This is a genomic window from Hyphomonas sp. TMED31 (assembly GCF_002172815.1).
Lineage (GTDB): Bacteria > Pseudomonadota > Alphaproteobacteria > Caulobacterales > Hyphomonadaceae > Hyphomonas > Hyphomonas atlantica.
In genome coordinates, this window is record NZ_NHCK01000038.1 from 1 (window position 1) to 22419 (window position 22419).

At 58.6% G+C, this 22419-nt stretch carries 23 protein-coding genes, 1 tRNA gene and 1 pseudogene; 14 read left to right on the forward strand and 11 right to left on the reverse strand.

Translation table 11 applies throughout. The features are described 5' to 3' along the window. Positions 1 to 98 precede the first annotated feature (98 nt). Positions 99 to 968, reverse strand: coding sequence for a hypothetical protein (locus CBB91_RS06060; protein WP_273012823.1), 870 nt, complete (start codon positions 966 to 968; stop codon positions 99 to 101). 77 nt (positions 969 to 1045) lie between these two features. On the opposite strand from CBB91_RS06060, the gene CBB91_RS06065 reads away from it, so the two are divergent. Continuing rightward, positions 1046 to 1723, forward strand: coding sequence for a Fe2+-dependent dioxygenase (locus tag CBB91_RS06065; protein WP_273012825.1), 678 nt, complete (start codon positions 1046 to 1048; stop codon positions 1721 to 1723). On the opposite strand, the gene CBB91_RS06070 is transcribed toward CBB91_RS06065, so the two are convergent. The 3 genes from CBB91_RS06070 to CBB91_RS06080 all read right to left on the reverse strand — a co-directional run bounded on the left by CBB91_RS06070 (position 1720) and on the right by CBB91_RS06080 (position 3463). Next, positions 1720 to 2208: an anthrone oxygenase family protein gene (locus tag CBB91_RS06070; protein ID WP_273012827.1), complete on the reverse strand. Its 489-nt coding sequence runs from the start codon at positions 2206 to 2208 to the stop codon at positions 1720 to 1722. The two genes, CBB91_RS06065 and CBB91_RS06070, sit on opposite strands and share 4 nt — an antisense overlap. Then, positions 2205 to 2609, reverse strand: coding sequence for a DUF4345 domain-containing protein (locus tag CBB91_RS06075; protein WP_273012829.1), 405 nt, complete (start codon positions 2607 to 2609; stop codon positions 2205 to 2207). Before CBB91_RS06075 ends, CBB91_RS06070 begins: the two co-directional genes overlap by 4 nt. Continuing rightward, on the reverse strand, positions 2606 to 3463 hold the full coding sequence (locus CBB91_RS06080; RefSeq protein WP_273012831.1) for an NAD(P)H-binding protein: 858 nt from the start codon (positions 3461 to 3463) through the stop codon (positions 2606 to 2608). Before CBB91_RS06080 ends, CBB91_RS06075 begins: the two co-directional genes overlap by 4 nt. Positions 3464 to 3565: 102 nt before the next feature. Between CBB91_RS06080 and CBB91_RS06085 the strand changes: the two genes are divergently transcribed. After that, positions 3566 to 4111: a TetR/AcrR family transcriptional regulator gene (locus tag CBB91_RS06085; RefSeq protein ID WP_273012833.1), complete on the forward strand. Its 546-nt coding sequence runs from the start codon at positions 3566 to 3568 to the stop codon at positions 4109 to 4111. Here the strand turns inward: CBB91_RS06085 and radC are convergent, their stop codons facing one another. After that, a complete protein-coding gene (gene radC, locus CBB91_RS06090; protein ID WP_035550696.1) occupies positions 4112 to 4801 on the reverse strand; it encodes a DNA repair protein RadC in 690 nt (229 codons plus the stop codon). A gap of 130 nt (positions 4802 to 4931) precedes the next feature. Here radC and CBB91_RS06095 point away from each other — a divergent pair, with 130 nt between their 5' ends. Then, the gene (locus CBB91_RS06095) at positions 4932 to 5561 is read left to right on the forward strand and encodes a cupin domain-containing protein (RefSeq protein WP_273012834.1); all 630 of its coding nucleotides are present in this window, start codon (positions 4932 to 4934) and stop codon (positions 5559 to 5561) included. A 2-nt stretch (positions 5562 to 5563) separates the two neighbouring features. Here CBB91_RS06095 and map read toward each other — a convergent pair whose 3' ends face one another. Next, the gene (map, locus tag CBB91_RS06100; RefSeq protein ID WP_273012835.1) at positions 5564 to 6385 is read right to left on the reverse strand and encodes a type I methionyl aminopeptidase; all 822 of its coding nucleotides are present in this window, start codon (positions 6383 to 6385) and stop codon (positions 5564 to 5566) included. A 344-nt stretch (positions 6386 to 6729) separates the two neighbouring features. Beyond that, positions 6730 to 7167 carry an OsmC family protein gene (locus CBB91_RS06105; RefSeq protein ID WP_035550704.1) on the reverse strand — a complete coding sequence of 146 codons (438 nt, stop codon included), beginning with the start codon at positions 7165 to 7167 and terminating at the stop codon, positions 6730 to 6732. 101 nt (positions 7168 to 7268) lie between these two features. Here CBB91_RS06105 and CBB91_RS06110 point away from each other — a divergent pair, with 101 nt between their 5' ends. From CBB91_RS06110 to CBB91_RS06130, 5 genes are all read left to right on the forward strand, one after another. Beyond that, positions 7269 to 8042 (forward strand): molybdopterin-binding protein, encoded by a 774-nt coding sequence (locus CBB91_RS06110; protein ID WP_273012837.1) that lies wholly within the window; start codon positions 7269 to 7271, stop codon positions 8040 to 8042. A gap of 567 nt (positions 8043 to 8609) precedes the next feature. Further along, positions 8610 to 9392 carry an enoyl-CoA hydratase gene (locus CBB91_RS06115; RefSeq protein ID WP_273012839.1) on the forward strand — a complete coding sequence of 261 codons (783 nt, stop codon included), beginning with the start codon at positions 8610 to 8612 and terminating at the stop codon, positions 9390 to 9392. Between the two features lie 5 nt (positions 9393 to 9397). After that, a complete protein-coding gene (locus tag CBB91_RS06120; protein ID WP_273012841.1) occupies positions 9398 to 10609 on the forward strand; it encodes an acetyl-CoA C-acetyltransferase in 1212 nt (403 codons plus the stop codon). Positions 10610 to 11144: 535 nt separating this feature from the next. After that, positions 11145 to 11231, forward strand: a tRNA-Leu gene (locus tag CBB91_RS06125). 292 nt (positions 11232 to 11523) lie between these two features. Next, the gene (locus CBB91_RS06130) at positions 11524 to 12060 is read left to right on the forward strand and encodes an ABC transporter substrate-binding protein (RefSeq protein WP_273012843.1); all 537 of its coding nucleotides are present in this window, start codon (positions 11524 to 11526) and stop codon (positions 12058 to 12060) included. On the opposite strand, the gene CBB91_RS06135 is transcribed toward CBB91_RS06130, so the two are convergent. The 3 genes from CBB91_RS06135 to CBB91_RS06145 all read right to left on the reverse strand — a co-directional run bounded on the left by CBB91_RS06135 (position 12061) and on the right by CBB91_RS06145 (position 15708). Further along, entirely contained in the window at positions 12061 to 13875 is a 1815-nt protein-coding gene (locus CBB91_RS06135) for a cation:proton antiporter (protein WP_273012845.1), read from the reverse strand. A gap of 167 nt (positions 13876 to 14042) precedes the next feature. Continuing rightward, positions 14043 to 14717: a TorF family putative porin gene (locus CBB91_RS06140; RefSeq protein ID WP_273012847.1), complete on the reverse strand. Its 675-nt coding sequence runs from the start codon at positions 14715 to 14717 to the stop codon at positions 14043 to 14045. Between the two features lie 175 nt (positions 14718 to 14892). Then, positions 14893 to 15708, reverse strand: coding sequence for a glucose 1-dehydrogenase (locus CBB91_RS06145; RefSeq protein WP_035550718.1), 816 nt, complete (start codon positions 15706 to 15708; stop codon positions 14893 to 14895). Positions 15709 to 15853: 145 nt separating this feature from the next. Here CBB91_RS06145 and CBB91_RS06150 point away from each other — a divergent pair, with 145 nt between their 5' ends. Both CBB91_RS06150 and CBB91_RS06155 read left to right on the forward strand, forming a co-directional pair. After that, positions 15854 to 16795 (forward strand): hypothetical protein, encoded by a 942-nt coding sequence (locus CBB91_RS06150; RefSeq protein ID WP_273012849.1) that lies wholly within the window; start codon positions 15854 to 15856, stop codon positions 16793 to 16795. A 15-nt stretch (positions 16796 to 16810) separates the two neighbouring features. Next, on the forward strand, positions 16811 to 17260 hold the full coding sequence (locus CBB91_RS06155) for an ion channel (protein WP_035550724.1): 450 nt from the start codon (positions 16811 to 16813) through the stop codon (positions 17258 to 17260). Here the strand turns inward: CBB91_RS06155 and CBB91_RS06160 are convergent. Next, entirely contained in the window at positions 17257 to 18234 is a 978-nt protein-coding gene (locus tag CBB91_RS06160) for a hypothetical protein (protein ID WP_273012851.1), read from the reverse strand. The two genes, CBB91_RS06155 and CBB91_RS06160, sit on opposite strands and share 4 nt — an antisense overlap. Before the next feature lie 141 nt (positions 18235 to 18375). On the opposite strand from CBB91_RS06160, the gene CBB91_RS06165 reads away from it, so the two are divergent. The 4 genes and pseudogenes from CBB91_RS06165 to CBB91_RS06180 form a co-directional block, all read left to right on the forward strand. Next, on the forward strand, positions 18376 to 20379 hold the full coding sequence (locus CBB91_RS06165) for an acetyl/propionyl/methylcrotonyl-CoA carboxylase subunit alpha (protein WP_273012853.1): 2004 nt from the start codon (positions 18376 to 18378) through the stop codon (positions 20377 to 20379). A 168-nt stretch (positions 20380 to 20547) separates the two neighbouring features. Next, positions 20548 to 20994: a DUF805 domain-containing protein gene (locus CBB91_RS06170; protein WP_035550727.1), complete on the forward strand. Its 447-nt coding sequence runs from the start codon at positions 20548 to 20550 to the stop codon at positions 20992 to 20994. A 146-nt stretch (positions 20995 to 21140) separates the two neighbouring features. Continuing rightward, on the forward strand, positions 21141 to 21662 hold the full coding sequence (locus tag CBB91_RS06175) for a DUF805 domain-containing protein (protein WP_035550730.1): 522 nt from the start codon (positions 21141 to 21143) through the stop codon (positions 21660 to 21662). A 23-nt stretch (positions 21663 to 21685) separates the two neighbouring features. Beyond that, positions 21686 to 22419, forward strand: a pseudogene (locus CBB91_RS06180) (hypothetical protein); the annotation flags it as partial.

The window sequence follows — 22419 nt, forward strand, 5'->3', positions numbered from 1 at the left end:
TCTCTACAAGTCGCCCTACGGTAATGTGATGCGCGGGGCGCGCAAGGCCTTCCTTTACGACAGATCGTATCGAAGGCCCTGCGCAGGTAAAATTGCCGTTACTGGCTCAGTTCCAACTGGACTTCGGACGCAGCCACCGCCAACGCCGATGCATCAGAATCGAGCGAATCGGGGCGCAGCGCCGTTGGGTAGGCATCCGCCAACAGGGCCAACGCAGACCGGATCGCCGAAGCGGCGTTGGCATTCTCTGCTTCGATTGCCGCTTCATTCTCGCTAAAGGTCAGCTCAGCTGCCTTGTAGAAGCCATAGCCGTCCAGATAGGTTTCATAGAAATCGGAATCGATCGACAATGTGTACATGTCGGACGCGCGCTCAATTTGGTCTGATGCGACGCTGGCGCTGACCATGGCGTCGGACATGTCGGTTTCCGGTGCGCTTTCAGCGGCCTTGTCCAGCGCTGCGAGGATCTCATCGGTCCGCGCATTGATTTGTTCCTGACTTTCGCCCGCGAAAACGGCGGCTGATGTGTCGGAGAAGAGGCCGGTAAAGTCTTCAACGCCTTGGGAGGCGAAGACTGGTTCCATGTCAAACAGCACTTCAGAGACTGGGTGAGCAAACATCTCCGCAGCGGCTTCAGTTTTGCCTTCGGCATAGGCATCACGCGCAGCCAGAACGTGGGCGGCAGCAATTGCGATGGCTGATTTGTAGACCACCGGATCGGTATAGGCAGCCTCGATGGTCACACCACCTTCACCTTCGCCGGCTTCTGTAGCTGGAGCAGCAGCATCGGCTTCAGCGCCGTGATGGTCGTCGCCTGCATGGCTGTTGGCTTCAGTCTCGGAAACTTCAGCCGCTGCCGGTGTGTCTGCAGGCTTGGTTGCTTCGCCGCAGCCAGCCAGTGCGCCGGTCATCAGGACCGTGCCCAGACCCAGACTGGTCCACTGCTTCAATTTGGTGTCAAAAGCCATGATAGAGTTCCTTATTGCGTCGATCTGCTATAGCGGGGAATGACGCAAATGCAAACTATTCGCAAGTAGGTCCGCCCATGCTTTTGACCCTTTCCGACGTACTCGACCGAGAAGAACTGGATGAGATGCTGAAGCTGATCGGTGGATTGGGGTGGCGGGATGGCGCTGAAACGGCGGGCGGGACCGCCCGGGCCGTGAAACACAACCAGCAGGCAAACATGACCTCGCGGCTCGGCACTCAAGTCCAGCACAAGCTGAAAGCCAAAGTTGAACGTCATCCGGTGCTGCGTGCTGCGGCCCAGCCGCGCCAGTTTTCAAAGCTGATCGTCAGCCGGACTGAGGCGGGTGGGGGATATGGGCACCATGTAGACAATCCATTCATGCCGGTCGGCACGTCGCGCCTGCGGACGGATTTTTCCTTCACGCTGTTCCTGTCAGAGCCGGACACTTATGAAGGGGGTGAATTGGAAATTGAGCTGGCAGGCATGACTCAGTCCGTCAAATTGCCGGCGGGCAGCCTGGTCCTGTATCCGTCAACGACACTGCATCGCGTTGCGCCTGTCACATCCGGCACGCGTCTGGCCTGTGTTGGATGGATCGAGAGCGCAATTCCGGACGTGGCAGTACGAGAGATTTTGTTCGATCTGGAGAATTTGCGGTCCAGCCTGGCCGGCAAGCTGGACCTGCAATCTCCGGAAATGCTTGTCCTGTCGAAAAGCATCTCCAATCTCACCCGTCGTTTCGGGCAGAGCTAGGACAAGGCCATCGCTGCCAGCAAATAACAGATCGCGGAAGCGACCGATCCAAGAGTGCGGACGTGGTTCCAGCGGGTCCAGACGACGCCATAGGTCTTCCAGTATTTGGCGGCGTCCTGATCGAGATGGGGCAGGCGATCCAGTCGCTCATTCATCGGGACGTTCCCAAACATGGTAACGCCCAGCACGGTAACGATATAGATGGCCGACCCGGTAAAGATCATGGTCTTGGCTGCGCCATCCTGTGTCTGCCAGGCGAGCAGGGACATGACGAGCATGATCGGGACAAGTCCCAGCAGGGTCGCCAGGAACACCGAGCGGAACACGGTGCGGTTGATCTGCTGCATGGAGTCAATGCCGCCTGACGGCGCTGCGCGGACAAGCCCTGCCATCACGAAGTCAGAGAATGACTGGAATACCCCGCCGACCAGCGCGCTGGCCAGTCCAACAGCGAGACAGATGTATGCGAACAATTCGGCGCTCATTTTGCTTCTCCGCTGATCTTCCCATGCTGCAGCAAGGCGAACAGGCTAAGCGCACCAATCACGAGTTCGATGAGGGCGGCGAGCTGAAGACTGGGTGAGGGCATTCCGTCCAACACGATGCTGACCAGGCGGGACAAACCGTATGTGCTGTAAATCAGTGCGGAGAAGGCCAGACCGGTCTGCATCAGNNTGTGTCGGATGGCACCGCTCAGCGTGACCAGTGAGCCCAGGAGCAATAGNCCGCCGGGCGCGCGGATTTCCGATAACAGGCTGGCNTCCGNTCCGAGACTTATGCCGCTTGAGGCGAGGAAGGCGTGCGGCTGGAACAGGATCGCCAATCCGATGGTAAGTCCGGTCGTTCCAGACACGGCCAGCAATATGCGGGTCAGTGGCTGAGTCATGCCGCATTCCTCCACAGGCCGGTTGCAGCCATTTCGCGGGCAAACTCCGAAAAGTCTTTTGGCGGACGGCCTAGCGCGCGTTGGACGCCATCCGTCAGGTGCGCGTTGCGTCCATCAAGGACATTCGTGAACAGATAATCCAGCAGCCAGATCTGGTCATCAGGGGCGCCCGCCTGGCGTAAGCCCTGAAGAAAGTCTTCGGAGGGAATGCGGACGAATTTCACTGGGCGCCCCGAAGCGTTGGCTATGTCTCGTGCCACATCTTCAAACGTCATCAGGCGCGGACCGGTGACTTCGTAGACTTCACCAGCATGCCCGGTTTCCGTGAGCGCGGCGACGGCAACGTCAGCAATGTCGTCGGCGTCAATGAAAGGCTCCCTTACGTGNCCGACGGGCAGGGTGATGTTTCCCGAAAGGACAAGCTGCAGGAATTCGCCCTCGGAGAAATTCTGGTTGAACCAGCTTGCGCGGACGATGGTCCAGTCAATCCCGCTTTCCTGAACGATCCGCTCACAAGCTTGCGCGTCCGGCTCTCCGCGCCCGGACAGCAAGACAAGATGCTTTACGCCATGCGCTTTCGCCCGATGAACCAGTTCCAGAATGGCCTCCTTGGCCGCCGGAACCGCGAGGTCAGGTGTGTAGCTGATGTAAACGGAATGCGCGCCTTTGAGCGTTGCGTCCCACCCGTCTGGATCTTGCCAGTCAAACGCGGGACTCGCGGACCGGGAGCCGATACGTGTCTCAATCCCCCTGCGTTTCAGTCGACTGACAATGCGTCGACCGGTCTTTCCGGTTCCGCCCAGCACCAAAACCGGGCCGGTATGTTCAATGGGTTGGCGAACTGTCTGTGTCATCGTCAATCTCCTTTGCTTGACACCGTGTAAAGTTGACATGGTGTCAAATGCGCTTAGCTTGACACTATGTCAAGTCAGAATCCCGAAACCCGAGAAAAAATCATGCGCGCAACCTGGAAGCTGCTGGAAAAATCCGGCGGGGCAGGGGTGCGGATGAGCGACATCGCCAAGGCCGCCGACATCAGCCGTCAGGCGGTCTATCTTCATTTTCCGACCCGCGCCGAATTGCTGACCAGCACCGCGCGCTACATGGACGACGTTCACGATATTGATGGCAGTCTCGCGGCCAGCCGCGCGGCCTCAGGTGTTGAGCGGCTGGATTTGTGGGTCGAAGCGTGGGGCAACTACATTCCGAAGATCCACGGCGTAGGTCGCGCGTTGATCGCCATGCGGGACACGGATGAGGCAGCTGCCGCAGCGTGGGGCGATCGCATGCAGGCCGTCCGGCATGGTTGCGAGGCGGCAATAGGCGCGTTGGAGAAGGTTGATCGCCTGAAGGCGGAATTTACCTTGGAAACTGCTACGGATCTTCTCTGGTCGATCCTGTCAGTCGAAATGTGGGAGAAGCTGCGCTTTGAATGCGGGTGGTCACAGGAAGATTACGTCCTCCGCATGCAACGCCTCGCGCGCAACAGTCTCGTCGGCTGATCAGATCAGGCCAGCCGCTTTCAAACTCGTTACGCCGCCCGTGCCAGCGATGAGGTGATCGTGCACGGTGATGTCGAAGGGATCGAGCGCGTCGATGATCTCGCGGGTGACATCTATATCTGCGCGAGAAGGCGTGGTGTCGCCGGACGGGTGGTTGTGCACCAGAATGAGCGCCGACGCGTGCAGCTCCAGCGCACGCCGCGCTACTTCGCGGGTGTAGACCGGTGCGTGATCGACAGTGCCATGCCCCATGACTTCGTCTGCGATCAGCTGGTTCTTGCGATCCAGGAACAGGATACGAAACTGCTCGCGTTTCTCGTGTTGCAGTTCGGTGCGGACATACTCGACCAGCGCCGACCAGGATGAGATCGCCGTTTTCTTTTGAATGTTTTCCCGAGACGCGCGAGCGTTGAGTTCGGCAATCGCCTTGAGATACGCCGCCACGGTTTCACCTATGCCGGGCACCTGGACCAGATCGCGACTCGGGGCGGCGAGAATTGCCGAGAGGCTCCCGAATCTTGCCTGAAGCGCCTTGGCAATAGGTTTCACATCCCGGCGCGGAATAAAGGCCATCAGCAGAACTTCGAGCACTTCGTAGTCATCCAGAGATGAAGCGCCGCGTGCCAGCAGCTTGCTACGCAAGCGCTCGCGATGCCCTTTCCAGTGGGGGATTTCAGGTGCCGTGCTCATTCCGGTTGAAAGACCACGAAAAACGTTCGCGATAAAGGTTCTTCAGCGCAAACTTTTCTTGAAGCGGCTTTCAATGATCAATCCTTCATCATAACATTTTTGTCTGGGAAATCCGTGGGAGGACGACTGAATGTTGAAATATGTATTGGGACTATCGGGCGCGACGATTGCGCTGGCCGCTTGCGCGTCGGNTGAGCCGGGCCATCATCACAATCCGGATGGCACGCATGCCGAAGGGGTGCATGCNCATCCCGACAAGCTGGTTGTGGCCGGCGCCGGAAAGACGGTTGAGAACCCGTTTCATCCCGTCCGCCTGCTATTGTCTTCAGAGGAGTCTGCGGGCGATGTGACGGTATACGAGTTTGAGTTGCCGCCTCGCAGTCCCGGTTCTCCGCCGCACACTCATACNCTTGAAGACGAATATTTCTACGTNACCGAAGGCGTCCTGAGTGTCATGTCNGGCGACCAGATTCTTTCTCTTTATCCGGGAGACTTCGCTGCGCTCAATCGGGGCAANACGCATATGTTCTGGAATGCCAGCGATGAGACCACCAAGTTGATCATGACAACGACGGGCGGCTCCTTTGAAGAGTTCATGGCGAGCGCCGCCCCTCGGATAGCGGATGCGCAGCCGGACTCAGCCGAAGCCGCAGGAGCAGTCATAGGACAGCTGGCGGCGGAGCACGGCATCATGATTTCGATGGAGAAGATGCCAGAGGCCGCGGCGCCTTTCTATGCGCCACCCTCATCGGCCGAATAAGCCTAGAGCTCGACCTTATGGGGCTGGTGCCAGCCTTTCGGCGAAGACGTGAAGATCTCCACGCCGTCTTCGGTGACGCCAACGGANTGCTCGTACTGTGCNGACAGCTGCCGNTCACGCGTTACAGCGGTCCATCCATCNGGCAGGATCGCGGCGTCCTTGCGACCGAGGTTGAGCATTGGCTCTACGGTNAAGAACATGCCTGGCTTCAGTTCGGGGCCGGTATTGTAGGCGGACGAGTGAACCACATTCGGCTCATCATGGAACAGGCGGCCGAGGCCGTGGCCACAGAAGTCTTCGACGACTGACATCCGGTTCAACCGGGCAACTTCGGAAATCGCGCCACCGATGTCGCCAAAGCGTTTGCCGGGGCGAATCTGTGCCAGTCCTGCCATCAGCGCATCATAGGTAACGTCCATGAGGCGCTCTGCCNTGCGCTTGACCTTTCCAACGCCATACATGCGGGAATGGTCGCCGTGCCAGCCATTGAGGATCAGCGTTACATCGATGTTTGCGATGTCGCCTTCCTTGAGCGGTTTGGCGTTCGGGATGCCGTGACAGATCACGTGATTCAGCGAGATNCAGCTGGCATGGCGGTACCCACGATAGCCAATCGTCGCTGAGGTCGCGCCATGATCCATCACGAACTCGCGCACCAGATTGTCGAGATGTTCGGTTGTGACACCCGGCTCTACCTCTGGCACCAGCATGTCGAGACATTCGGCGACCAGACGGCCGGCCTTGCGCATGCCGTCGAAGCCTTCAGCATCATGGATGCGAATTTCGCCCGTGCGCATCGGCAGCAGGAGGTTGGTGTCGGTCATCAAAGCGAGCCTTTCGGGGGCGTTTGTGCGGTCTANTTGCCCCTAAATAGCAATTTGGCTCCGACAATTCTACCGCCGTGCCTGCAATCATGCACCCGAGGTGTCTTCGCGCTTTTCGGCNGAGGCNTCGGCNGATTCCGCNGCCCGTTTGAGCTGGTCGCGTCGCGTTTCGTCGAAGCGNTCCGGTTCCTGGTAGATTTCCCGGGTACTTTCCTCACTGATCGACTCGGCTGTGCGCGATTTCANTCGNCCACGGCTGACACCCCAGACAAGGGCTATCAGNAGAAGCAGGGCACCAATTCCATAAAGAATTTCCGGTTCCATTGGGCGACTCCCTTTCAAACTTACTGAAGCTGCGTGCCGAGGGTGATCTCGATGGCGCCCAGTGCAACAGACATCGGACAGCCAGTCTTGGCCTTGTTGGCCAGGGCATCGAAGGTCTCGGGCTCAATGTCGTCGACGACAGCGTTTAATGTGAGGGCGCTGCGTGTGATCTGAAAGCCGCCGCCTTCCTTGGGTTCTACGGTGACGATGCATTTCGTGTCGAGATCTGTCGCCGGCGTGCCATTTTCTGCGAGCAAATGTGACAACTGCATCGTGAAGCAGCCTGCGTGAGCGGCAGCGAGCAATTCTTCCGGATTGGTCCCGGACTCGCCGGACTCATCCTCGAAGCGGGCTTCGAAAGAGTAAGCCGTATCAGAGAGCGTGCCGCTCTGCGTGGTGAGAGAGCCTGTGCCTTCTTTCAGGTTTCCGGACCAATGGGCGGTAGCGTGGCGTTTCATGATCTGTCCTCGTGAACAATTGGGTGTCGCCAATTGCAATGCGCACCTTGGCGTTACGTTCCGACTTGGCGGGCAGCTCGGATGGTGCCATCTTTTTCGGTATGACCGATACATCACCCACGGCCGCTGTTCTCTTGATTGGGGATGAACTGCTCTCAGGCCGCACACGCGACATTAATCTTCAACAGATCGCCGGATATCTCGCACCTCTTGGAATTCCTGTCCGGGAAACCCGCATCGTCCCCGATGTAGAGGAAGAGATCGTCGAGGCAGTGAACGTCTTGCGCAACAAATACACCTACGTGTTCACAACCGGCGGTATCGGGCCGACCCATGACGACATTACGGCAGATGCGATTGCCAAGGCTTTCAATGTCGAGATCTCGGAGCATCCGGAAGTAACCGCCATGCTGGCCGAGCGCTACGCCCAGATGGGCACCGAGTACACACCGGCGCGCCGCCGCATGGCGCGCGTTCCGCATGGCGCATCCATTGTTGCCAATCCTGTCTCTGGTGCGCCGGGCTTCCAGACAGGTAATGTGTTCACGCTTGCGGGTGTGCCATCTGTTGCGCGTGCCATGCTGGAGGATATCGGCCCGCGCCTGAAAACGGGGGCTGTAATCCACAAGGTCACGATCCGGGGCAGGGGGTTGCGCGAAGGCGACATCGCAGAACCGCTTGGCGNGATGGCGCAGGAGATGGGTGATGTCGCGCTAGGCTCCTANCCCTGGTTNCGGGGCATTGGGGANAATGGCGTTCATCTNGTTGCCAGCACCACGAATGAGGCGCTGATNCCCTTGATTACGGAAAAGCTTGAGGCNATNATNTCCGCAACCGGTGTNCAGCCGGAACGCGTGGAGGACGCNAACGCATGAGTTTTCTGGCCCGTACNTCGAGTATCTGGATAAGCTTTGTTCTCATGCTGGTGATTGGNGTGGGNTTTGGTCTTTGCCGGCCGATGGTGGGCGGTGCGTTCCTGGACATGACCTCTGACCCGGAAATGGCCCGGACGATCATTGCCACGATGAATGATGCGCAGCGGACAGCTCATGCGTGGGTGACGGTGCTGCTCGATACGGCGTATCCGCTGGCCTATGGGGGATTTCTCGGCGGGTTGGCGCTTCGGTTCTTCGGGTCATTTGGCAAATATGCGGCTTTGCCTGCGGTGGGCGTTGTCGTCGTCGATCTGACAGAAAACCTGGTTCAGGTGTTGGCGTTGGCGAACTGGGTCGATGCGTTGGACGCCAAGGCCTGGCTGACACCCCTGAAATTCGGCCTGTTCTTCCTGGCGGCCGGGATTGCCGCACTTGCTCTGGTGATCGGCGTTATCAACCTGTTCCGGAAACGCGGCGCCTGAGGTTGCGCCCCGCCGCCGCTACGTCAGGCATGGTCCTCCGTCTCTGTCCTCGCTAAGAGAAGCGCAGAGGAAATTGGAGGATCCCATGGCGGAAGACATCGTAAAGGTCGAGTTGGACGGCCCTGTGGCGCTCGTGACGCTGAACCGGCCAGACGCACTCAATGCGCTGAACCGCGCCTTGCGCGCCGAGATCGTCAGCGTGTTTAGTGAGCTGAAAGAAAACCAGGACGTTCGCGCGGTGGTGCTGACCGGGGCTGGGCGTGCCTTTACCGCCGGGATTGATCTGAAGGAAGCCGGGCAGACCGGGTTTGCCCTTGGCGCAGATGAAGACTCCAAATCCATCGACATGGCGCGCGCACTGGCCGACTATCCTTGGCCAATCATTGGCGCGATCAATGGCTTCGCGATCACGGGCGGGTTTGAGCTGGCCTTGATGTGCGATGTGTTGCTGGCGTCAGAGCACGCGAAATTCGCCGATACGCATGCCCGCGTCGGCATCGTACCGGGATGGGGGCTGTCGCAGAAGCTCTCCCGCCTGATTGGCATCAGCCGCGCCAAGGAATTGTCCTTCACGGGAAATTTCCTTGATGCGCACACGGCGGAACGCTGGGGTCTTGTCAATCGCGTCTACGAAGCAGACGAACTCGTGCCGGCGGCGATGAAGCTGGCGCACGATATGTGCGGTTCGCAGCCAGACCTGCTGAAACAGTACAAGGCGCTGATTGATGACGGCTATGGCATGAACTTCGCCGCCGCGCTGAAGGAAGAGGTCAAGCGTTCCATCGCCCATTCGGAATCCGTCACGGCAGACGCAGTGGAAGAGGCTCGCAAACAGGTTACCGCGCGCGGTCGCGACCAGCAGGGATAAATATCATGAGAGATGTTGTAATCTGTGAACCAGTTCGCACGGCCGTTGGCGGTTTTGGAGGGGCATTCAAAACGGTTCACGCGCACGAGATGGCGGCTCATATTGTCAGTGAGCTGATGGCGAGGACCAAGCTACCGGCTGAAGTCGTGGAGGACTGCATCTTTGCGCAATGCTACCCGACGATGGAGGCTCCGGCCTTTGGGCGCATGATTGCGCTTGATGCCGGGCTGACGACATCCACCGGTGGCTATCAGATTGACCGTCGGTGTGGGTCTGGCCTGCAGGCTGTGATCAACGCCGTCATGCAGGTGGCGACGGGCGCGAATGATGTGATCATCGCGGGTGGCGCAGAGAGTATGTCGAATGCGCCTTTCTTCTCCATCGACATGCGCTGGAACATCAAAGGCGATGGCTTGATGCTGCATGACGGTCTGTCACGCGGGCGCTACACGGCAGGCGGAAAGCACCATCCCGTGCCAGGTGGCATGATCGAGACGGCGGAGAATTTGCGTCGTGATTACCAGATCACACGCGAGGCACAGGACCAGTTCGCCTACAATTCCCACATGAAAGCGGCAGCGGCCCAGAAGGCCGGAAAGTTCTCAGAAGAAATCATTCCGTACACCGTGAAAGGTCGCAAGGCGGACACGGTGGTGGACAGTGACGAACATGTCCGTGCGGACTCCTCGCTGGAGAAGCTCTCCACATTGCGCGCGATCCGGGGCAGGGTGGATGATCAGTCTACGGTGACGGCAGGCAACGCGTCGGGCCAGAATGATGGCGCGGCTGCGTGCATCGTTTGTACGCGAGAAGCCGCCGAGAAGTACGGTCTGAAACCGCTCGGGCGCCTCGTTTCATGGTCAGTGGCAGGNGTAGGCCCCGAAGTCATGGGCATCGGTCCTGTTCCGTCGACTCAGAAGGCGTTGAAGACGGCAGGTCTTGAACTGAAGGACNTTGACGTTATCGAGCTGAACGAGGCCTTCGCGGCGCAGGTGCTGGCCTGTACCAAGGCGCTGGAATTCTCCGATGATGACATGGACCGGCTCAATGTGAACGGTTCGGGCATCTCGCTCGGCCATCCGGTTGGCGCGACGGGCGTACGCATNCTGACCACGATGCTGCGGGAAATGGAGCGCCGCGANGCTCGATACGGCCTGGAGACCATGTGCATTGGAGGTGGGCAGGGGCTCGCCGCCGTGTTTGAACGGGTGGATTAGAACGCTTCTTCGATCGGTGATCTGGTTCTGAGCGCGATGGACACCGCGATGATGAAGAAGGCGAGGCTGACCACAAAGAGTGCCGCAGCGGACATATGGACCAACGCCATCGTTTGAGCGGTNCTGNCCACTTCACGCGTTTCCATAATCATCTGTTGTCGAAGCACATGCGCGACAGTCCGCGTAGCCTGTTCCATGAGTGCTGCGCCAAGGTGCAGAAAGCCGAATACGCTGGCCGCTGTNGAGGGGCGGACTTGCAGAATGAGCATATGCACGAGGCCATAGGCTACAAAAACCAATCCCGACAGGAGGCCTTGTGGCAAGGTCGAAGCGAGAGTGGCAGTTCTGGCGAAGTCGTCCATGTTGGGTGAGATGAGGAACGGTAAGACCGCGCCGGAAAGTGCAACGACGCCTGCAGATATGAACCAGGATGTGGGAAGGCTGTGTCTCAATTTTTCNNGTCCNNNTTTCCGCANCTTTCAGACATGANTAGTAGCATCCACCGTAAAATGCCGTTATGTCCAGCATCGGCCACGCGGGCGTGGCGAAATTGGTATACGCAAGGGACTTAAAATCCCTCGGCCGCAAGGCCTTGCCGGTTCGAGCCCGGCCGCCCGCACCACAGTACTTGCTCCCTTCAATTGTTAGGCCGCGATAGCGCCGGNTTNTCNCGTTTCTGGTACACGANTTGCATGTTTCTCCCCTGAGAGGAGAATATCATGTACCCTGCCACNCTNTCNTGCCGNCGCCCGAANCTTCAGCTTNTACGNCTGTCCGGCACCTGNCTGACGCCGNTGAAANCGGCCGGTTCATGCCAAAAGCGCATAGAGCCTATCTCGGGTTTCGGGGAACAAAAGGTCAATCCCAATCATATCTAGAGGGCAACACGACGAGATTTCACAAGGAATTGCCCCATGTTTCGCGCCTTTATCGCTTCCACCGCCCTTGGCCTGATGGCCTTGCCTGCCCTTGCTGGCCCTGAGGCCGAAGCCGTCATCGAGGGCGCTGCGCAGAGCATCGCCGANCCCCACAAGGGCCGGGAGACGCTCCGCCAGTCAATGGATNTGAATACNGTTGCGAANTTTACGCTCGGCAANTACGCGCGCCGNGTCTCGGATGAGGATCGTGCCCGCTTTGCCGAAGCGTTCGAGACTTATTTGCTGGAGAGCTTTGAAGACCAGCGTGAGAAATTTGAAGACGCCAAGATCACCGTGATCGGTTCAAAAGACCGCTCGCCGACAGATTCTGTCGTGGAAACGCGCGTTGAGCGTTCCGGTGAAGANGCTCAGACCGTGCGCTGGCGCGTTATTGAGAAGAATGGNGANTGGCGCGTNGTNGANGTTGAGGTGCTTGGCCTCTGGCTCGCCATTGAGCAGCGTGCGCAGATTGCGGCGATCATGGACAAGCCCCGCGCAACCATCGATGACGCGATCAAGGCCCTCGATTCCTGATCAGGCGGCTTCGTCNACGGTTTCTTCTTCCAGTTCGTCGGTACGATCCTGACGATCTGATGCGTCGCCAATCGTGAACAGGTCCGCCTCGCGGCTCAGCCAGTCGGCAAGTTCATCATCCGGCACGCCCAGAATGCGCAGCATGTCCGCAACCATCTCTATGCCTTTCGGTTCACTGGCAACGAGGTGGGCGCGGACATTGAGTTCCAGATAATTGTCCAGATCCTGTAGTGTCTCTACCGCGACAAGGCGGATGAGATCCGGGAACCTGCGTTGAATGCCGGGCGTCACTTCTTTCGAAACTTCAAATCGCGCTTTCCCGAGCACAACTGCGCGGGCATTGCTGCCACCAATAGCGTCCATCAGTTTCATGTTGGACGCGTCTCCGAACGAAACATTGTAGCCGTCCGCAACGGCGGACAGGAACCGGTCCGGGTCGCCATCTGTCGCGATATAGGGAATCTTGAAGTCCGCGAGCGCGTCTACGGCGAGGCGGCCCGCTGCTGTCATGCCAATGACGATCACCGGGCGCTCCCCAGCGGGTTCGCTGGACGTTTCCATTGTAACCTGTTTGCGCCGGGCGAGTTCGCGAGACAGCTTGCCGCCCAGAATGGCCCAGCTTGGGGCGAGCGCCAGCGACAGGGCAATGGCTGCGATGAGGCTGCCCATCAGGGCAGGGGGCATATTGGTGGTGACGGCCGAAATCGACAGGATAACCAGCGTGAATTCCGAGCCCTGTGCCAGCAGTGTTCCGAGCTGGGTGGCGCCCGGAACGCTCCACCCATTGACGCGCGCCGCAATATAGCCGAGCGCCGACTTCACGATCAGGATACCGAATGCGCCGACCACGACCAATGGCAGATTTCTCAACAGGCCCGGCAGGTCAATCGACAAGCCGACGCTGATGAAGAAGAAGGACAGGAGCAGTCCCCGAAACGGCCCCATCTCGGTTTGAACCTGATGCCGGAATGGCGTGCCAGAGACCGCGAGACCAGCCAGGAATGCGCCAAGNGTCAAAGACAGACCGATGACCGCTGTCGCGCAGGCCGCCGCCAGAACCAGCAACAGCGTGAAGGCCGTAAAGGCTTCTTCATTGCGTGTTGCTGCCAGCGTACGGAACACCGGATTGAGCAGGTATCTGGAGAACAGCATGGCCGCTCCGAAGGCGATCAAGGCCTGAACGAAGGCAAGACCGAGCGATGCGAAGAGCGGTACGGCGCCCCCATTCAGCACATAATCAGACACAAGTCCGGCAAGACCGGCTGCACCTGCTTCCCCCTCACCGAGGGATGTGGCGAAGATCATCAGGAAGATCGCGACAATATCCTGGAAAATCAGGACATGCGTGGCCGTTCGCCCGATAGGGCAGGAGTTCTGTTCCCGCTCTGTCAGAATGCGCGCGACGACGGCGGTGGAAGACAGGCCGAGGCTGAGGCCAACGGCGATGGCAATGGGCCATGAGATACCAAGCATGTAGAGCGCGCCGGAACTGATCAGGCCAGTCAGCAATAGATGCGCGGGAGCGAGCCCCAGAAGGTCGCCGCGGCTTTCCTTCAGTTCCCTGAGTGAGACGTGCATGCCGATATCGAACAGCAGGAACACCACGCCAAGTTCGGCCAGAAGGTGAGTGCCGCCACTTTCATGGATAAGATCGAGCATGCCCGGCCCAATCAGGATGCCAGCAAGCAGGTATCCCACAATGGGGCTGAGATTGAGCGCGCGGGAAACGAGCGCTGCCGCTGCCCCGAAGCCCAGCAAGGTGATCGCGGGGACGAGAGCGCCGACGGCGTCTGCAGGACTCAATTCAGCGGCCATTGGCAGGCTCTTCCAATATGTTGTGAAATTCGATGATACCCCCAACGTAAGGGAAGTCGCCCAAAAATAAAGGCCGCCAGTTCCCTGGGGAACCAGCGGCCTTCACCAGGCCCAGCACGAAGGAGGGCAAGTCTCGCGCAGGGCTTGAGAAGAAAGTTACTGAACCTCTAGAGGCTTTTCGCGAGGGTCAGGACCACGCGCTCGTCGGCGATGCCCGTGTCATCGATGTCAGTATCCCAGTAGCGCACATCAATATCGATGCCGACTGGCGTCGAGTAGGTGCCGCCCAGCGACCAGTTGGTGTAGTCGCCGCCACCATCGAAAGAGTAGTTACCCACCGAGACGTCCGCCGAGAAAACGTCTGTGAAGGCATACCCTGCGGAACCTTCGATGTAGATGTTCTCATTGTCCGGGTCCCAATAGACCGCGCCGCCGACTTCCACGCCACCTTCAAATGCATACCCCAATGCAGCTTGAAGTTCGACGAAGTCCAGGTCTTCATCTTCCGAGTCCGGATAGGAGTAGTAGATGACGCCCAGATCCCAGGACACGCCATTGGAAAACTCGCTGGCCACGCCCGCATAGAAATCCAGTTCGACGTTGGTGTCGGAGCCGTCTTCGAAATCGACGTTCGACGCCCAGGTGCCCGCGTANAAGATGCCGTTCGCGTAATCGAAGCNACCAGAGATGGCCATGTCCTCATTGGACTGAGAGACGCCACGCCAGACATAATCCGTGCTGAGAGCGACGTTGCCGGACCATTCTCCCTCCGCCGCTGCAGTGCCAGCTACTGCCAACATTGCCGCAACGGCGACCCCTGCGCGTAAAAGCTGTTGTTTCATGTTATTTATTCCCCGTTCTTGAATCGCGCTGTGACCAGCGCCACAGACAGGATGACGCGCCTTGAACGGGGATCGGAAACAAAAATATGGAGGTTGCGGACCGGGAAACGGATCGCCAGCTTTTTAGGCACGCAGGCACGGGAATGCCTCAGAAACGTGCTGGTGCGCCTTCGGATTAACGCGCCGTCAATGGCGCGTAACCGAGATGGGTTCCCGCATCCACAAGCAAGGTTTCCCCGGTGACGTGGCGTGAAGCGTCGGACAGGAAAAACAGCGCAGAATCGGCAATATCGTCGGGTCCGCTGGCGGCATTCAGGGGTGTCGCTGCGGCAACAGAGGCCTCCATTCGCTGGTATTGTTCCTCATCCATCTTGTCCTTGAACCAACGAGTGCCGATGAAGCCGGGACAGATGGCATTAACCCGAATCTGCGGGGCGAGCGCGCGCGCCAGTGACAATGTCATCGTGTTCAGCGCCCCTTTTGTGGCCGCGTAGGCAACCGATGACCCGATGCCCGTGACGCCTGCAATGGAGGATGTGTTCAGCACTGTGGCGGCTCTGCCAGTCTGGCGATGGCTTTCAACAAGCAGTGGTTTGCAGGCTTGCATCATAAGGAATGGCCCGGCCACGTTGACCGCATAGAGGTGCAGGAAGTCATCCTTTGTCAGCGCATCAAGATCGGCATGGTCGCGCGCATGTTTTGTTGTACCGGCATTGTTGACGAGAATGTCGAGACGGCCCGCTTGCGTGGCTGCGTCGGCCAGCTTGCGACAGCCCTCCTCAGTTGAAACGTCTGCCTGGACCAGTCTCGACTGGGAGCCGAGTGCCTGACAGTCTGCTGCGGTCGCTTCACCATCTTCGACCGACCTGGCGCAATTGATGATGACGTCTGCGCCGCGTTCCGCCAGCTTCAGGGCGATGGATCGCCCAAGTCCAGTTGCCGAACCCGTGACAATGGCTTTGCGTCCTGCGAGGTCCTTTTGAGCTGTCATTGCGATATCTCCCTTGAGTTTGTCGTGTCTATCCACAGAAACTAAGGGCCCACCTATAATAGTGGCAACAGGTTTCACGGATTTGGGCAAGAAAGCGGAAACCCATTCCCGCTAGGGGTTCAGACGGGAACGGAGTCTTCACATAATGTCGCTTTCCGCGAGCCGGATTATTCAGCGCTTTCAGGGGAACGCTCAGCGCGCCCGGGCCGATGCACGCCAGATCGCGATGGAGATGTGCTCCCGCGCCCCAAAGAACGACATCGAGGCTGCGTCACTCCTGGATTTCAATGCGCGTATGGTGGGGGCCGACCCGGATTGGGATTTGCGGTTTAGCCGTATCATGGCCGATTACGTGCTGACACGAAATGCGGCTGACGGGGCGCTGACACAGGCCAATCTGGACTGGTTATCCGGCCGGGCGATTCCGAGAGGCATATTCCAGCATCGAAATCTGCTGGGTCTGTGGACGCGCCTGCTCGCCAAGGCGACGATCGTGCCGCCGGGCTTCGCATACACACTGTGCGAGAGCGTTTGTACGCATATGGTGAGGGAAGGCGGCGCGCGCGCAGATACGGTAAAATGGCTGCGCCAGGTTTTGGCGCTTCGCGCAACAGAGGCTGAGCCCTGGGTTTCGCGCGAAGAAGCGATGCTGCTCATGCGCACCGCCGAGGAATTGTCCACTTGCGACAATGATGCGTCGTGGAGCGATCTCTATGCGCGCGCCTTCGGGAACTATCTTGTCGTTCAGGCACATCCCAACCCGGCAAATGAACCCAATTCGCTAAGTCGGAAATTCTGGCTGAATCCAGAAGAGCCGCATCCCGGCAAATATGTCGGATGCATCGCAGCCGGTCTCGACAAGGGCCAATGGTTTGCCCGAATGAGCAAGCGGCCTGAAGCAGCGCGCAAGGCTCGTGAAGTGGCTGGGCAGGCTGCAGACAAGCTGGCGGCCAAATCCGACAAATCATCCCTGTGGAGCCGAATTTCGTCCGGCTCTCAATCAAGCAGCGTTGCAGAGGCACTGGTTGACTTCCTTAACCGGGAAGCGCCAGGCTTGATGGAAGGACTGGTTATCGCGGCCCGCTGACGGGAGGCCATCGACATGCTCTTGTTGAATCTGATTGTCGCAGGTGTGCTCGTATCCATCTGCTTTGCGGTTCACTTCGCAGGTCTTGTCGGTCTTTCTGCGCTTATCCGCAAAAGGGGTGATACGCATGTAAACCTGTCGACAGTGGCGGGGCAGGGCGTCGCCATCTTCTTTATCCTGATCAGCCTGTTCGCGCTGCACTCAATAGAAATCTGGATTTTTACCTTCGCCTATCTGGCCCTCGACATTTTCCCCGATGTCGAAACTGCGGTCTATTATTCGACCACCACATTCACCACGGTGGGCTATGGTGATGTCGTGGTCGACAAAGGCTGGAGGATGCTGGGGGCAGCAGAATCTGTCATCGGCTTTCTGCTTCTGGGCTGGTCCACGGCGTTCCTTGTTTCAGTGTCGGCGCGCGTGCGCAGCTTTGAGGCGCGGATCGAACAGCTGGATGACGATTAGTCGGACTCTGTTTCCGGTCGCATCAGGAACCGCGCTCCGGCCACTGCCAGCCCAACCAGAACCAGTCCGCCCAGAACCAGAGTTTCTGGTTGCGCGCCGAGATACTCGAAATATTGCGTATAGCCATGGATCGTCAGGAAGACGATCGATGTGATGGACAGGAAGCTGTTGCGGCGGGTCTTGAAGATGACAATCGCCAGTGCAGCGACCCAACCAAGCGTAAAGACGTAGTCCGGGATCGACATGGCCGCTTCGCGCCATTCAGAACGCTCGGACCAACGGTCAGGTGCGAACCAGTGTTCACCCACCCGGTCGCCCCAGAGCGAGCCGACCCAGAATGCAAAGTTTACCATGAACATGGCTGTCCGTGCGGCGATGGTCGTCATATTGCGCCAGGCGTCTCCCAGCCGTTCACGCGCGTGATAGAGCCCCGCTGACAGGAGGCTGAAGACAATGATAGTGATCGTCGGTTCTTCGACAAACAATGCATAGCTCGCGTGCCAATAGCCCGTGCCCGAACCGAGGATTGCGCCGAGCGACAGCACTGCGAACGCGGCCAGCAGGGCGGATCGAAACCATATGGCTGACGCCGTCATCACGACGGCAATAAGGACCGTCGGCATCGTTCCATCATCGACTTCCCGGAATTCCCAACCGATCCAGCCTGCAACGCCCAGCGTCCCCATCAGGGTGAGAGCGCTGCCCAGTGTTTTCAGGGAGTTGCCCGTGGCGCTGCGGCGCAGGAATTCCGCTCCGCCCAGCGCAAGCAGGGCCAGAAACAGGCCGGTCCCAGCGTTCGGAACGAGTGCAATCGTGCCACCGGCAACAGAGATGGCCCCGAAAATAAGGAGAATGTTGACCAGCAAGCCTGTTTTCGGCTCCGGCAGCGCGAAGCCCTTCAGCCGTGCGGCTTCGGCGTCGTCGATCTGGCCGTTTTTCATCAAGGCGTCGAGGTCCAGTGTAATCCGGGACATGGGTTTTACCTCCATAAAGTGAGCGCTTACTAACATATCTGCGTCAACCTGACAACCGACTTCACCTATGGGAATTGTGGACATCACCGTGCGAGCGGCTTAGTGCAGTCGCTGAAAGACTTTGCAATGGATCGAGGCAGCATGTTCAAAAAGATTCTGATCGCCAACCGTGGGGAAATTGCAGTTCGGGTCATCAAGACCTGCAGACGGCTCGGCGTGCAGACGGTTGTCGTCTATTCTGATGCCGACGCTGACTCCATGGCCGTCGAAATGGCAGACGAGGCGATCCATATCGGTCCGTCACCTGCCGCAGAATCCTACCTCGTTGCCGACAAGATCATCGACGCCGTGCGCCAGACCGGCGCCGAAGCCATCCATCCGGGCTTTGGCTTCCTGTCAGAGAACCCGGCCTTCGCCAAACGTCTTGAAGAAGAGAAGATCGGCTGGATCGGCCCGAATGCCTACGCAATCGAGGCAATGGGCGACAAGATCAGCTCCAAGAAACTTGCTGCTGATGCTGGCGTGTCGACCGTTCCGGGACATATGGGCCTGATCGAGGATACCGCCGAAGCCGTCAAAATTTCCAAGGAAATCGGCTACCCGGTAATGATCAAGGCGTCCGCCGGTGGTGGTGGCAAAGGCATCCGTGTGGCTGCCAACGACAAGGAAGTCGAAGAAGGGTTCCCGGCTGTTAAGGCCGAAGCGAAGTCTTCATTTGGCGATGACCGCGTCTTCATCGAGAAGTTCATCCTAGAGCCGCGCCACATCGAAATTCAGGTGCTCGGCGACAAGCACGGCAACTGCATCTACCTGAATGAGCGTGAATGCTCGATCCAGCGCCGTAACCAGAAGGTTATCGAAGAGGCGCCTTCGCCGCTGCTGGACCCTGAAACCCGCAAGAAAATGGGTGAGCAAGCCGTCGCGCTGGCGAAGGCTGTGAACTATGACAGCGCCGGTACGGTGGAGTTCGTCGCATCTGGCGCGGACAAGGGGTTCTATTTCCTCGAAATGAACACCCGTCTTCAGGTGGAGCACCCGGTTACCGAGCTGATCACGGGCGTTGACCTTGTCGAACAGATGCTGCGCGTGGCCTATGGTGAGACGCTGAAGCTCAAACAGTCCGATATCAAGATCAATGGCTGGGCCGTGGAAAGCCGCGTCTATGCCGAAGACCCCTATCGCAACTTCCTGCCATCCATTGGCCGTCTGAAGCGCTTCCATGCGCCGGAAGAGGGCGAATTGGCTGGCGGGACAGTCCGCATGGATTCCGGTGTCCGCGAAGGCGACGAAATCTCCATGTTCTACGACCCGATGATCGCCAAGCTGATCACGCACGGCAAGGATCGCGATCAGGCGCTGGACGTGCACGGCGAGGCGCTCGACCGGTTCCACATTGAAGGCATTCAGGACAACATGCCCTTTATTGCGGCCGTGATCGACGAAAAGCGGTTCCGTTCCGGCAAGATCACGACGGCCTACATCAAGGACGAGTTCCCGGAAGGCTTTGACGGCGTTGAGCCAACTGAAACGCAGGTGACCCAGCTGATCTGCGCGGCGGCGTACGTGCATGGTTTCATGACGCGCCGGGCCTCTGACACAAGTGGCCGCATCGCGCCTCAAGCGGAAGCGCGCCGAGAATGGGTCGTTATCTTGGGTGACAAGCATTATCCGGTGACGCTGGATCTTGGCGATGTGGGCGAAGCGGAGATCACCATTGATGGCGGCAAAACGCACACGCTGGTGACGCCTTGGCATCCAGGTCAGCACCTTGTTGAGGGTCTGTTGGATGGTGAGCCGTTTGCGGTGAAGTTTGCAGACCGCACTGAGGGCTATCTCTTCCGTCATCGCGGCGTGGCGCTTCGCGCGTTGGTCTGCACACCAAAAGTCGCTGATTTGCATTCCCGCCTGCCGGAGAAGGAAAAGCCGGACACATCCAAGCTGATCATGTCTCCGATGCCGGGCCTCGTCGTGTCGATCGATGTCGAGATCGGCCAGGAGGTCCAGGAAGGCGAGGCGGTTTGCGTGGTCGAAGCGATGAAGATGCAGAATATCATCCGCGCCGAAGCCAATGGTACCGTGAAAGCCATCAATGTCGGCGCTGGCGACAGCGTTGCAGCCGACGAGATCATGGTCGAATTCGACTAGGTTGAAAACGCCCATCTGGCGAACTTATTAACCCTGCCCTAACCAAATTGGCGCGGATATCTCGCCAGTGGGGCAGGGGAAACGTTTACGAGTCTTTCCTTGACCTGACCGCTGGCGCGAAGAAAATGCGCCAGTCTTTCGCAGTGGAAGCAAATCAAGGGGGCCGAAATGGTCAGTTTTCCAGACGCAGTAAAAATGTTCTTCAGTCGCTATGTGGATTTTCAGGGTCGTTCACAGCGCTCTGAATACTGGTGGGTTGCTCTGTTCAATGTGATCGTGTTCGGCGTTCTTGCCGTGCTCGCGTTCGGGCTTGGCGGCAATTTCGAAACCGGTGAGATGAATCCGTTGGGCATGATCTTCTTTGCAGTTATGGGGCTTTATGCGCTCGCAATCATCATTCCGAGCATTGCTCTGTTCATTCGTCGCCTGCACGACATCAATCAGACGGGCTGGATTTATCTCGGCCTCGTGATTGCCGGCTTTATTCCGTTCATCAACTTCCTGGCCTCGATCGCCCAGATCGTGATCGCCTGCATCCCAGGCACGGTTGGCCCGAACAAGTACGGCCCGGACCCGAAAAATCCGACGGCTGGCGCGGCTGACACATTCGTCTAGTCGACCGGAACAATCCAATTTCCAGAAGAGCCGGGCAGTTGTCCGGCTCTTTTTTGTTGCATGTATTTATCGTTTATTGATAAGGACGCGAGACGCTGAATGCTGCCAGTGTGCGTGTTTCGCCCGATATAGGAGACTGAACCCATATGGACATGAGATATGTCCTCTTGTCGTCAAAAGGCCGAATTGGCTCGCGCACCTTCCTGCGCGGCTTGTCGGTCATTACGGCTGCTTTCATTCTGGTGCAGATCGCCAACACGTTCATATCGCCCATGTTCGGCATTCTCTTCTATCCGATGGTCTATGTGTATGTGTGCCTGTTCTCGAAGCGCCTGCATGATGCGGGGCATTCGGGCTGGTTTTATCTTCTGTTTCTGATCGGGTATGCGGTTGTCACCAGCGTCGTCAGCGCCCTGTTGATGCCCGTCCTGTCGCCTGAGGCGTTTGCATTGTATGCGGAGTTCGGAAACGATCTCGCTGCTGCGATGGAAGCGCTGACGGAGAACATTCAGGAGTTCGAGCGTCTGACGGCCTTGACCTCGCTGGCCAGCTTCCTGCTGACCACCGCATTGCTTGGCTTCATCGCCGCGCGCCTGCCCACCGATGCGGGACCCAACAAGTACGGACCGCCCACGTCGGGCACACCGATGACTCCCCCCACTTCCTGATCCTCTGAAGGAGCCGACCGGATATGACCCATCATACGACAACACCGATTGATCCGCACCGGCCCTGGATTCGGGATGAGCGCGATGACCCGTCCCGGATGAACTGGGTACAGACCTTGTTCAATCCGTTCGGCATGACGGGCAAACTGCACTTCAGTCGCGCCTGGACATTCATGTTCATGGGGCGACTGCTGCTATTCATTGTGCCGGTTTTCGGCGTGTCCATTGCGACGATGGCGGGAGCGGATCTCAGCTCAGCCTGGCAACCGATCAAATCGATCGGGGTGCCGCTGCCAGCGCTTTTGGTGCCCTTCTTCTTTTTCACGATTGTCACTGAGTTCACATCCTGGGTGGCTCATGTACGTCGTTTCGCGGAAGCGAACCGGTCGACTCTGAAGGCGGCGATCGTATTGATTCCGCTGACGCTCGGCCTGATCGGATTCGCGCTCGGGGTTATGGGTGGCGTGTCTCAGTACGAGGCCCAACAGGGACAGTCTGCACAGGCGCCGGTCGAAACCGTCACGGATGAAACGGCTGATGGTGCGGCCGCTGACGCCGCACCGACAGAAGCAGCCGAACAGGCCCCGGCGCAGAACCGCGGCCGCAGAGGTCCGCCGCCAACGCCAGCGGAGATGGCCCTTGGCGCGGGTATGGGCCTCGCCATGCCGCTGTGGGCCCTGTCATCTTTCTTCGTCATGCTGTGGACGCTGCTTCATGTGGCACGCCTGCCGAATGGCGGCGTTGGCGGGTTTCGCAC